The 12,492-nt window shown below is 48.8% G+C and carries 11 protein-coding genes; 8 read left to right on the top strand and 3 right to left on the bottom strand.

All coding sequences use genetic code 11. From position 1 onward, the window contains the following. The first annotated feature begins 86 nt into the window (after positions 1 to 86). On the top strand, positions 87 to 1,142 hold the full coding sequence (locus AC1DYT_RS03425) for a type III polyketide synthase (RefSeq protein WP_477468249.1): 1,056 nt from the start codon (positions 87 to 89) through the stop codon (positions 1,140 to 1,142). A 2-nt stretch (positions 1,143 to 1,144) separates the two neighbouring features. Next, entirely contained in the window at positions 1,145 to 1,672 is a 528-nt protein-coding gene (locus tag AC1DYT_RS03420) for an isoprenylcysteine carboxyl methyltransferase family protein (RefSeq protein ID WP_477468248.1), read from the top strand. A gap of 44 nt (positions 1,673 to 1,716) precedes the next feature. Here AC1DYT_RS03420 and AC1DYT_RS03415 read toward each other — a convergent pair whose 3' ends face one another. Next, the gene (locus AC1DYT_RS03415) at positions 1,717 to 3,687 is read right to left on the bottom strand and encodes a gliding motility-associated C-terminal domain-containing protein (protein ID WP_477468247.1); all 1,971 of its coding nucleotides are present in this window, start codon (positions 3,685 to 3,687) and stop codon (positions 1,717 to 1,719) included. A 480-nt stretch (positions 3,688 to 4,167) separates the two neighbouring features. Here AC1DYT_RS03415 and msrA point away from each other — a divergent pair, with 480 nt between their 5' ends. From msrA to AC1DYT_RS03395, 4 genes are all read left to right on the top strand, one after another. Beyond that, positions 4,168 to 4,662, top strand: a complete 495-nt coding sequence (gene msrA, locus AC1DYT_RS03410) for a peptide-methionine (S)-S-oxide reductase MsrA (protein WP_477468246.1) — start codon at positions 4,168 to 4,170, stop codon at positions 4,660 to 4,662. Between the two features lie 177 nt (positions 4,663 to 4,839). Beyond that, positions 4,840 to 5,091, top strand: coding sequence for a hypothetical protein (locus AC1DYT_RS03405; protein WP_477468245.1), 252 nt, complete (start codon positions 4,840 to 4,842; stop codon positions 5,089 to 5,091). Positions 5,092 to 5,101: 10 nt separating this feature from the next. Continuing rightward, positions 5,102 to 6,814, top strand: coding sequence for a tetratricopeptide repeat protein (locus AC1DYT_RS03400; protein ID WP_477468244.1), 1,713 nt, complete (start codon positions 5,102 to 5,104; stop codon positions 6,812 to 6,814). A gap of 5 nt (positions 6,815 to 6,819) precedes the next feature. Beyond that, a complete protein-coding gene (locus tag AC1DYT_RS03395; protein WP_477468243.1) occupies positions 6,820 to 8,811 on the top strand; it encodes a tetratricopeptide repeat protein in 1,992 nt (663 codons plus the stop codon). 188 nt (positions 8,812 to 8,999) lie between these two features. On the opposite strand, the gene AC1DYT_RS03390 is transcribed toward AC1DYT_RS03395, so the two are convergent. Then, complete coding sequence (locus tag AC1DYT_RS03390) at positions 9,000 to 9,899, bottom strand: VOC family protein (RefSeq protein WP_477468242.1); 900 nt, start codon at positions 9,897 to 9,899, stop codon at positions 9,000 to 9,002. Between the two features lie 239 nt (positions 9,900 to 10,138). Here AC1DYT_RS03390 and AC1DYT_RS03385 point away from each other — a divergent pair, with 239 nt between their 5' ends. Further along, positions 10,139 to 10,480 carry a HopJ type III effector protein gene (locus AC1DYT_RS03385; protein ID WP_477468241.1) on the top strand — a complete coding sequence of 114 codons (342 nt, stop codon included), beginning with the start codon at positions 10,139 to 10,141 and terminating at the stop codon, positions 10,478 to 10,480. Positions 10,481 to 10,522: 42 nt separating this feature from the next. Here AC1DYT_RS03385 and AC1DYT_RS03380 read toward each other — a convergent pair whose 3' ends face one another. Then, on the bottom strand, positions 10,523 to 11,260 hold the full coding sequence (locus AC1DYT_RS03380) for an EcsC family protein (RefSeq protein ID WP_477468240.1): 738 nt from the start codon (positions 11,258 to 11,260) through the stop codon (positions 10,523 to 10,525). Positions 11,261 to 11,427: 167 nt separating this feature from the next. On the opposite strand from AC1DYT_RS03380, the gene AC1DYT_RS03375 reads away from it, so the two are divergent. Then, complete coding sequence (locus tag AC1DYT_RS03375; RefSeq protein ID WP_477468239.1) at positions 11,428 to 12,411, top strand: glycosyltransferase family protein; 984 nt, start codon at positions 11,428 to 11,430, stop codon at positions 12,409 to 12,411. Positions 12,412 to 12,492 lie beyond the last annotated feature (81 nt).

The raw sequence follows: 12,492 nt of genomic DNA, 5'->3' as shown, positions 1-12,492 counted from the left end.
AAGTAATCGCCGGGAAGGGATTGCGTTCCCCCGAAACAATTTAAGCTTTTACGCTATTAGTACATCATATTACTTGCCCTCAAAATATGCCATCTATCGCTGCAGTATCAGGCGTAAGCCTCCCCCATAAAGTAAACCAGCAGGACGTAAAAGCTCAGGCCCGCGCCCTCTTCGTAGAGCACTTCCCGCAGGTAGACCGCCTAATGCCCGCCTTCGATAATACCGAAATTGTTACCCGTAACTTCTGCAAACCCATCACTTACTATGCCGAGGCCAACACCTTCGAGCAGCGTAACGATGATTACATAGAAAACGCCCTGCAATATTCTATACAAGCGGTTGAAGAAGCGGTCGCCAAAGCCGGTGTGGATAAGGATGACATAACCGACCTCATCTTCGTATCTACCACAGGCCTCGCTACGCCCAGCATCGATGCGCTCATCATCAACAAAATGCGCCTAAATCCGCATATCAACCGCATACCGGTTTGGGGCCTGGGCTGTGGGGGCGGCGTATCGGGCATGGCCAAGGCAAATACTTTAGCCAAAGCCAACCCCGATGCCATCGTGCTGCTGGTAGCCGTGGAACTATGCTCGCTCACCCTCATCAAAAACGATTACAGCAAAAGCAATTTCATTGGCAGCAGTTTGTTTAGCGATGGCATAGCAGCCGTCATCGTAAAAGGCGATAACTATCAAACGGAAAAGAAAATAAAAATACTGGCAAACAGCAGCAAACTTTATTACGACTCATTGGAGGTAATGGGCTGGGATTTTAAAGACACCGGTTTTAAGGTGCTCTTCTCCAAAGATATCCCTACCTTCATCCACGAAAATATCCGCGGCGATATCGATGCTTTCCTGGCCAAACAGAATTTGGAACTGAAGGACATCAAGAACTTCGTGTTTCACCCCGGCGGCAAAAAAGTGTTGGATGCCTATGCTGATGCCTTACAGGTACCTGGCGACTTTCTGCACAACACCCGTCACGTAATGAACCAAAACGGCAACATGAGCAGCGTAACCGTGCTATACGTGCTGGAGAAGTTCTTATCAGAAGGTTACGATGATGGCTACGGATTAATGCTGGCCATGGGTCCCGGCTTTAGCAGCGAAATGGTTTTATTAGATATGAAAAACTAAATATGTTTATCCTCTTTATCGGCTTTGTAATTTCCCAACGCCTTTTAGAATTAGTAGTAGCCAAACGCAACGAAGCCTGGGCGCGCAGCCAGGGCGCGGAAGAATTTGGCAAGGCGCACTACCCTTTCATCGTGGCCCTGCACACGCTGTTCATCATTAGCATGATAGTGGAATATTACTGCCTTCGTAACGGCGAATTTAACATGATTATGCTGGTGGCGTTCCTTATCCTCATCTCCCTAAAAATATGGACCATCGGCTCGCTGGGAAAATATTGGAACACCAAGATACTGCGTATCCCCAATTCCATCTTCGTAAAAAAAGGGCCCTACAAACTGTTCAAGCATCCCAATTACTTCATCGTTATTTGCGAGATAATGGTAATCCCGCTTGTATTCAACCTCTATGCCACGGCAATCGTATTCACGCTTTTGAATGCAGCTATGCTAACCGTAAGGATACGCGAGGAAGAGCGGGTATGGAACCGGGATGAAGCGGATTTTTACGATTTACAGGATTTTAAGAGATAATCCGGGGAATCGCAAAAATCGTAAAAATCCCGGTTCAGACAATTCTACCTCAATATAACCACCCAGCCTGATATAGGTGGCAGGTTATCTTCCTTTAAGTTTATTACGTAATAATAAGTGCCGTTGGGCAGCTGCCTGCCATTGCTGGTGCCATCCCAGGGTTTTGCATAACCAATACTTTGGTACACCCGTTGCCCGCCTTTGGTGAAGATGCTTACCTGCGCCTGGGGATAACTGTTAAGGTTGTTGATGTGCCAGAGGTCGTTTACGCCGTCGTTATTGGGCGAGAAGGTATTAGGCGCGGTTACCAGTTTATAAACCCGCACCACTACATCGCTGGTGCTTTCTCCGCAGGTACCGCTCAGTACATGCAGCGTATAGGTAATATCATCGGTAGCGCTGGTGGTTGGCGTAAGCGAAGCCGGGTTATCTAAAAACGCCGACGGAGTCCAAAACACGCTCACAATGCTGTCGCCTTTGGCTGTACCGTTTAGTCGGGCGGTTTGCCCCTCGGTCATCCTTATTTTAGGCCCGGCATCAGCAACAGGCGCCGCCAACACCCTCACGGTAACCGCTTCTGTAGACAGGCAGCCGCCGCCGTTGCTCACCTCCAACTGGTAAATGGTTGTTGCCGATGGGTTGGCCATGGGGTTGGCTATATCGTCGTGATCGAGCCCGGCGGAGGGGCTCCATTTAAAGCGGGTGGCATTGGCGGTTTGGGGGGTAAGCTGCACGGGGGTACCAACGCAGGTGAGCTTTGCGGGCATGGGTTGTACGGTGGCCTGGTCATACACGGTAACGGTGGTTTCGGCGTAGCTGTCGCAACCATTGCGGGTTACCCTTACGCGGTACACGCCATTGTTTGCCGGGCTGGCATTGTAACTTACAGTGGGGCTGCTACTGGCAGATGTAAAGCCGTTTGGCCCCGTCCATTCGTAGGTGTCGCCGCCTGTTGCGCCCAATTGCAGCTGAAAGCCCCTGCAGCCGCTTATACTGCTGGCCAGCGTTACGGTGGGCGGAGAATAAACATCTATGGTGAGCGGGTCCGAATAGATGCGACAGGCTTCTGAACCTACCTGGCTGGCGTTAAGGATGCCTATACGATACTGGTACTTGCCCGGTGCCGAATTGGGGATCGTAACCGAGGTGCTTTTATTGGTTTGTCCGGTGATGTCTTTCCATCCGTTGCCATCGTTAAGGTTTTGCTGCCATTGGTAGGTGGGGCTATCATAGCCTTGCTGATCGGCAACCAGGGTGTATTGCAGGTTCTCGCCTTTGCAGCTGCTGCGGGCGATATTATCGCCGATGGTACCAAAACCGGTTTGGATAAGCGGACCGCAGGGGCTAAAGGTAATATCGTCCAACGCGAAATCGTTGCCCGCGCCGCCCGGTGCATTGTTGATCATCTTTACCACAAAATCGCTTCCATCTGCGGGGGTGGTAAAAAGCGTTCCGTACTGTACCCATTTGCCGGGACCGCTTTCGGGCGGTATAATACCTGTATTGTAGGTTTTAAGTTCGCGCCCGTCGGTTGTTTCTATGCGGAAGGTGATATCGGGCTGCCTATAGCCTTGCGTTTGCGGCAGATCGCGCAGTACGTTCATGATCCAGGCACCAAAAAAGTAAGTGGTGTTGGGGCAAAGCGCGTTGCCGGCCACCCTTTCATTAAAAAACACGTCGGGCTGCTCGCCGGCGTTGATGATCATCATATAACCGTTCTGGTCCCCAGTGTGATCATGTGAGATAGCCTGCCAGCTACCCCCTTTGCATGATGAGCCCATGGATGTTTGCAGGGTGTACACACCTTCGCCGCCATCGCCGCCGCAGTTATCGTTAAAATAGCGCAGGTTGGTAATCCCCGCCGCAAGCGGTGGGCCGGGATTGAAGGTAGTACCGTGACCGAAGGTTTCGTTGATTACCGGCGCGCCAAGGCTGCCATTGCAAACCTGCGAAGCGGCGTTTACCGCAAAAAACAAGCAATAAGCAATAAGTATGGTGGAAAAAAGCAGGCGCATGGTTAAGCGTGCGAGGGCACGGAGGTAAATGTAGGCAATTTATCGGATATGGGAGCGCGCGCCAGTCAACGCGGTTTACTTAAGGACTGGCCTGCTAATTAAACCCCGCCCCAACCCTTCGCAATGAGAGAGGCTCAAAAGTGTTCACGTTGCGCCGCGTGAACACCGTGAACACTATTAATATCCTCTTAATCAAACATTTGCAAATTATGGAGTGGTGTCAAAATCGTGTCACCACCGTTATTGCTGTGGTGCGCTATATTTGCGCAGAAACCCTTGCATCTAATTTCACTCCCGTCTATTGGGAAACATGGGTTTTTGATACCGCCCTCTAAAACGAGGCTTAAAAAAAGCACGAGCAAACGCCTTTAAACTTATTACCTGCCTATGACCGCCCGGCATTCCCCCACAGCAAAATAATCTCTAACTTCGAACAACAAACAATTCGTTTGTTATTGGATTTTAATCATAAAAACGAAAATGAATACTGAAAAAGCCATACTGGCCGGCGGCTGCTTTTGGGGGGTAGAAGAACTCATCAGGCAACAGCCGGGCGTTATCAAAACCGTTGTAGGTTATACCGGCGGCGACGTGCCCAACGCCACTTACCGTAACCACGGCACGCATGCCGAAGGCATCGAGGTGATATTCGACCCGGCCGTACTATCTTACCGCAAACTCCTCGAATATTTTTTCCAGATACATAACCCCACCACCCGCAACAGGCAGGGGAACGATATCGGCGCCTCTTACCGCTCGGCTATTTTTTACCTGGACGATACCCAGCGCGACACCGCCACCCAGCTGATAGCCGAAATGGATGCCTCGGGCATATGGCCCGGCAAAATAGTTACCGAAGTAGTGCCCGCCGGCGATTTTTGGAACGCCGAAGCCGAACACCAGGACTACCTGCAAAAGAACCCCTACGGCTACACCTGCCACTTCGAACGGCCGGAATGGACGCTGAGCGAATAAGCCACGCGGAAATATATCAGAACCAACAAGGCCCTGAATCGGAAGATTTGGGGCCTTGTGCGTTAAAGTAGCAAGGTTAAACTGCCTGATGCGCCGAATGCATTTACCTCCCGATAATTTGCAATTGGCAATTAATTAATATTCCGTTATATTAGCCTTGCTTAAACCTCATAAAACATGGAAAATCAATACCAATACATTATCTACGGCATACTTGGAATAGCCGTTATCTTAGCAATTTTTGCGTTTACCAAATTAGATATCAGCTTTTTTGGCTTCAAACTGAAGGGAGACAAGAACACCCGGCGAAACAATGCGGATGTTGACGGCACAGGCAACACAATAAAGATGAGCAGCAACTCAAGCACAACTCCCGCAGATAACACCGCAAAAGTGCGAGGTGACGAAAACGATTTAGAAATGAGGTAGGGTTAATTCCATGGGCCTAATCCAGTACAACTCCGTAAAAATTGATGGCGACAACAACCTGGTGCTCCAATCGGTTGATGGCGAAACCCTGCGCGTGAGCCTCAGCGAGTTCATTGACAAATTTACCCGCGAGAAAAACGAAAGGATAACGTTGTTACAAAAAGCGTTATACGACAAAGAAAAGATAGAAATTTTTAGTGACGAAAAGATAGCCACCCTCTCTGCCGAGCTTCAACGCGTAACGGAAGAACGTGATGCGCAAACCCTGCAAATCATCAAAATGTTAGAGGATTTTGCGCAAAAGGACATTGCCGCAAGCGGTACATTATATCAACAAGCCTTTAACTTATTCATTGCCGCTAAGTTGGATGATGCGCTTGCGTTGTTAAGCGAAGCCCGCTTGCAGGAGGAATTAATCATAATAGAGCAGCGTGAGGAAGCCTCTAGGCAGGAGCGACGAAATTTAGCAAACAACTATTTGTTGCGAGCTAAAATATTGCAGTTACAATTCGATTTCGTGGAAGCAGCCTCTTGTACGGAAAAAGCAGTGGTCATTTGCCCGGAGTGGGGTTATTACCTGGAAGCCGGCAATTTCCTCAAATTTCTTAATCGCCTTAAAGAAGCTGAATTTTATTGGCAAGCTGCGTTGCTGAATGTAAACAGCCCCACGGAAAAAGCCAGAACGCTCAATAATCTTGCTGTTTTACGAGACCAGCAAAACGAATACGATAAGGCCGAAGCCAATTATAGCGAAGCTCTAATTATCCAAAGGCAGTTGGCGACAACTGACCAACACGCCTATCTGCCTGATGTAGCTATGACGTTAAACAATTTGGCTATTCTGCAAAGGAAGCGAAAAGAATATACTCAGGCGGAAGCTAATTACATCGAGGCCTTAACCCTTTTAAGGGAACTGATATCTACAAACCCACAAATATACTTGCCAAAAGTTGCTCATACGCTTAACAACCTCGCTATTTTGCAACAGGAGCGGAAAGAATATGAAAAGGCGGAAGCTAATTACAACGAGGCCCTCGACATCAATAAAAAGTTGGCCGCAACCAACCCGCATACCTACCTTAATGATGTTGCTGTGACGCTTAATAACCTCGCTATCTTACAAAAGAGCAAAAACGAACTGAAGAAAGCGGAAGTAAACTACATCGCTGCGCTAAGCATCCGCAGGAAACTGGCGGCAATAAATCCGCAAGCTTACCTACCCTACTTAGCTGACATTTTGAACAACTTATCTAATTTGCAAGTTAAGAAAGAAGAAAATGACAAGGCAGAAGCAAACTTTAGTGAGGCGGTAAGCATTTATCGAAAACTGATATTGATAAACCGGCAACCCTACCTACCTTATCTCGCTGGAACGTTAAACAACCTAGCCATTTTACAAACAGATGAGGCAAAATACAGTGCTGCGGATGCCAATTTCAGCGAGGCACTCGGCATCTACAAACAGCTCGCTGTAGCAAATTCGCGGATGTATCTGCCTGATGTAGGGATGGTATTAAGTATTATAAGTATGCTCTACACTTTTCACGAGAATTACAAGAATCGCGAAAAAGCGCTGCATTCCGCGAGGGAAGCAATGAAAATTGCGTTACCATTTTCTCATTTTGACCGTCCAAGTGCTGAGTATATTCAAGATGCATCTGATGTATTAAAATACTGGGGCGAAGACGCAGAAGCGTTCATCAGCTTATTAAAAACCCAGTAAGTACCATGAGTCTCATCCAATACAACTCGGTTAAAATTGATGGCGACAACAACCTGGTGCTGCAATTGGTTGATGGCGGCACCTTGCGGATAACGCTTAGCGAGTTCATAGATAAGTTTACCCGCGAAAAAGACGAAAGGATAAAGGAACTGCAGGAGGCCCTTTACGATAAAAACACCATCATAAGTCTCACCCAAGAAAAAGCAAGCAGCCTCTCTGCCGAATTAGAACGGCTAAACAAAGAGCGCGATGCCCAGGCCACGCAGATTACCAAAATGCTGGATGATTTTGCGCAAAAGGATATAGCCACAAGCGGCGAGCTTTATAAGCAAGCCTTCAACTTATTCATCGATACAAAACTCGATGAAGCGCTGGCTTTACTAAGCGAGGCGCGCTTACAGGAGGAATTAGATTCAATTGAGCAACAAGAGGAAGCACCTAAAAAAAGAAGGAGTAACCTGGCAGATAGTTATTTGCTAAAAGCTAAAATGCTACAATTAAAATTCGATTATTCCCGCGCCGGGGATTGTATGGAAAGAGCCGTAAATATTTGCCCTGAATGGAAATATCATCTGAAGGCAGGTAATTTCTTCCATTTTATCAATCAATTAGACGGGGCCGAATTTTTCTTTCAGGCCGCCTTGCGGAACGCAAATAGTCCCAGCGAGAAAGCTGGTACGCTGAACAACCTCGCCGTTTTACAAAAGGACAGGAACGAATACGATAAGGCCGAAGCCAATTATATCGAAGCGCTTGGTATACAGAGGCAGCGGGCAGCGGGCAACCCGCAAAGCTACCTGCCCGATGTAGCCATGACGCTGAACAACCTCGCCATTTTACAACGAGACAGGAACGAATACGATAAGGCCGAAGCCAATTATAACGAAGCACTTGGCATACGGAGGCAACTGGCAGCAGCTAACCCGCAAAGGTACTTGCCCGGTGTGGCCATGACGCTGAACAACCTCGCCATTTTACAAAGCGACAGGGGCGAATACGATAAGGCCGAAGCCAATTATACCGAAGCCCTTGGCATACGAGGGCAATTGGCAGCAACTAACCCACAAAGCTACCTGCCCGATGTGGCCACCACGCTGAACAACCTCGCCATTTTACAACGAAACAGGAACGAGTACGATAAGGCCGAAGCCAATTATAACGAAGCCCTTGGTATATACAGGCAACTGGCAGCAGCTAATCCGCAAAGTTACCTGCCCCGTGTGGCCGGCACGCTGAACAACCTCGCCATTTTACAAAGTGACAAGAACGAATACGCTCAAGCCGAAGTCAATTACAGCGAAGCCCTTGGCACCCGAAGGCTGCTGGCAGCAGCTAACCCGCAAAGCTACATGCCCGATTTGGCCATGACGCTGAACAACCTCGCCAGTTTACAAAGCGACAGGAACGAATACGATAAGGCCGAAGCCAATTATACCGAAGCCCTCAGCATACGCAGACAATTGGCAGCAGCAAACCCGAAAACGTACCTGCCTTATGTGGCCAGCACCCTAAACAACTTCGCGGTCTTGGAAAAGAACAGGAACGAATATGATAAGGCCGAAGTGAATTATGGCGAGGCACTGCACATACGTTGGGAATTGGCAACAGTAAACCCGAAAATATATTTGCCATATGTAGCAGAGACGCTGAATAACCTTGCTAATTTACAAGTTGAAATGGAAGAATACGATAAGGCCGAAGAGAATTACATTGAGGCATTAGAAACCCGCAGGCAACTGGTAGAAGCTAACCCACAGACCTACAAACCCCTTATGGCTAATATTTTAGTCAACATGAGCATACTTTACACTTATAATGAGGATTTTCGCGACAAAGCAAAAGCACTGGATAATTCCAAAGAGGCAATAGCTATTGCTCTTCCCTTTTCTACCTCTGTTCCTACATGCGCTCAGCACATCCAAAGGGCATGCAATATCCTCCAAAACTGGGGCGAAGACCCCGAAGCATTCCTCAACTCCCTAAAAGAGCAATCTTGAGTCTTTACCCCCATTTCATCATTTAATAATCTTCCCTAAATTGCCACCAGATTCTACGCTTATGAAAATATTGTTCGGCTTAAAGGGTACCGGCAATGGGCACATCAGTCGCGCTCCGGATGGCCATTTGGTCCACAGGGTCGTTTCAACAGCCCCTTCGGGAACGTGACACGTCAATTTAGAAGAGCTTACCCCTCATACGCCCGTTTCAGCGTTTCCAAATCAACTTTTGTCATTGGCATAAAAGCTTGCGTAACGCGTTCAATTTGTTGGGGGCTGCCGTTCTTTAGCGCATCAAACATCACGGTAGAGGCCACCTGCCAGGACACGCCGTATTTATCTTTTAGCCAGCCGCATTGGCCGGGTTTGCCACCGGCAGAGAGCGCCTCCCAGTAATAGTCGATCTCTTCCTGGGTTTCGCAGGGCACCAATAGCGATACGGCATCGTTAAACCCGAAGCCATGCTGGTGCGCGCTATCCATCGCAGCCAGCCAGGTTTTATCAGCGTAAAAATCGGCAAACATCAACGTGCCCGCTTTGTCCGGTCCCATATCCGTAGGGCGCGGGGCGGTGGTACCGCGTTTGCCATCCTTAAATACCGAGCAGTAAAAATCAATGGCCTCATTGGCCTTGCCGGCCACGGGTTCGGTAAACATCAGCGATGGAATGATGACCGGCCTTTCCTCGCCTGCCGGGTTAGTGAGGATGAGCTGCCAGGACACGCCGTTTTTATCGGACAGCCAGCCAAAGCGCTCGCTAAATGGGTAGCGGTCCAGCGGCATTAGTATTTTTCCGCCCTCGGTAAGCTTTGCCCATGCCTCGTCGATGTGTTTGGCGGCGTCCGGGTCGAGTGAGGGGTCGAAGTTGATAAAGAATGAAATAGAGGGGTTGATGCCCAATGCGTGACCGGTGCTGATGCCCAGGAAGGGCTGACCGGCAAGGGTAAATTCAACCACTTCGCATTCGCCGCCGGCCATCGGGAAATGATTTACATAATCAACAGCGGAATTTGGCAGTAAGCCTGCATAAAATTCGGCTGCCTCTTTGGCGCTTTGGCCGAACCAGATGTGCGGTTTGATGGGTAACATAGGTATATGATTTTGGTTATGTAATGTAAAAAGTAGAAAGCGTTAATTGTTTTGATGGAATTAATTAACTACCTCAAAGTTAAATGATTTCGCACCACCGTGTCGGTGCCAATTGAGCCATTTTAGGGGTGTATTGCGACAAGATTTGGGGGCCTTACTTATCGCCCGGCTAGTTGAACCCATCCCTCAGGAGCTATATTACCAGCCCACAAAAGATTTATTTTACCCAAATTTGCGGCATGAAAGAAGAAGTACTTGCCTTAATTTCGGGTTTGAAAGAAAATACAATTACGTTTAGCCAGGTTATTGAATTTATAGAAAGCCATTACCGGCACCAGCCCACTGCATTTAAAAATGGCGATGCCTACAATGAAGCAACACAAAATCAGGGGAGTGCCAAGGTTTTTACTTTTGCCCAAATAAACAATTTAAGTGCCGAGGATACCCTTTACCTGTTTGCCGAGCATTACCGCGCGGTGCTGGCCAGTCCCGATGCCACAGACCATCAAAACATCAGGCAGTTTATGCTTCATGGCTGGCCGGGGATAGTTTTTGAAGGGAATGCGCTGCTTGCAAAATGATGCTGGCCCTGCCACCTGTGCGGGGGTTACTTTACAGCAACGTTAAAGGCCAATTTTCTTCGGCTCCAACACCCTCATCCTGTAACAATTCATCGCTGTTTCGCCCAACTGGGCTATGAGGTGGTAGTTGGCAATAGCCCCTACGGCAGCGCCGATAACTGGGATAAGCTGGGCCATTTTGGCCAGGTCGATATAGTCGCGGTATTCCAGCTGGAAGGTGCGCCAATCGAACTGATCAGTATCGGCGGGTAACTTTGCGCTGTAGCTTTCCCAACCCTCCAGCAGGTGGTACACCTCGTTGCGGCGTTGCTGGCTGCAAAAGGTAAGCTGAAAAATATAGAGGATGTACAGCCTTTCCTTATAATCCTTCACATCAAAGCCATACAGGGCGGCAATATTAAACAGCAGTTTCATTTTTATGCCGATAAGAATTGGGAACTCGGCAAAACCCAGCAAGATGCCGCCCGTGCCTGTAATAGCACCTTCCACAGCGGCGGTTTTGCGGTAAATCTCTATCTCGCGTTTTACATAACTTTCGCGCAACAGCAGCGAAGCATCAGGCGCAAGCTTATCAGGGGTGGTGTACTTGGCGCCAAAAAGCACCGCCTTCACCATTTTTTCGATGGTAACGGTAATTACTTTGTGCGCCTTCTCGGGGATGATGCCGTTGATCTTATTCTGCAGGCTCTTGGCTATGCGGTTGGCAAGAGATGGTTTCTTTTGCATGTTTTGCCGCCATTGGGTAAGCAGTACATAAGCTTGTTCTTCGTAGGCATCCATGCAGTTTCGGGTTAATTAAATAGTAGATGATAATTATACCGCAATGTTACTGCCAAAAGTAAAACGCCACTTGTTGACCGGTAAGCGCATATACATTTACCCTCATTTCATCATTTAATAATCTTCCCTAAAGTTTTCTTTGCTAAATTGCCAGCAATTCTACGCTTATGAAAATATTGTTCGGCATACAGGGTACCGGGAATGGGCACATCAGTCGCGCCCGCGAAATTGTGCCCCTGCTGCAGCAATACGGCGAGGTTGACCTCATCGTGAGTGGTACCGAGGCCGAGGTGAGCCTGAGTCAGCCTTTGCTGCATAAGTTCCATGGTTTCAGCTTTGTGTTCGGCAAAAATGGCGGGGTGGATAACTGGGCCACTTTCAAGCTCATGAACCTGCGCCAGCTTTGGAAGGATATGCACAGCCTCCCCCTGGGCGATTACGACCTGGTGATCAACGATTTCGAACCCGTTACCGCCTGGGCATGCCGACTGCAAAAGGTACCATCGGTATCCTTAAGTCACCAATGTTCGTTCGTGTCGCCAAAAACGCCCCGCCCCAAAAGCTGGGACTGGGCCGAGTGGCTCTTCAAATATTATTCGCCCACCACGCACCATATCGGCTTCCACTTTGAGCGGTACGATGATTTTATACATACGCCGGTCATCCGCAGCGATATCCGCCGCATGCAGACCTCCAACCTGGGCCATTACAGCGTTTACCTGCCCGCTTATAGCGACAAAACTCTGCTGAAACACCTCAGCGGCACCGATGCCGAGTGGCATATATTCTCTAAACGTACCAAAACCCCCTACCGCGAGGGCAACGTACAGGTGTTCCCCGTGAATAATGACGGCTTCAACAACAGCCTGGCCAGTTGTGCGGGCCTGCTTACCGGCGGTGGTTTCGAAGGCCCTGCCGAGGCCCTGTTCATGGGCAAAAAGGTGATGATGATACCCATGAAGGGCCAGTACGAGCAGCAATGCAACGCCCTCTCGGCATCCAAACTGGGCGTAAAGGTGGTAAGCACCATCACCGACCACTTCAAAACCGACATCAACGCCTGGCTGGCCGACCAAACCCGCATCAACGTAAACTTCCCCGACGAAACCGCGCAAATTGTGGACGATATGGTGAAGAAATACGCGAGGTAGTACCCACTTTGTCATATCGAACGAGCGATAGCGAGGAGATATCTTGTTGGATTTGCAAAGCCGACATGCAAAGTGGCTAAC

It is taken from the genome of Mucilaginibacter sp. P1_D10 (genome assembly GCF_056406215.1).
This window is presented reverse-complemented; position numbering and strand designations above follow the sequence as displayed.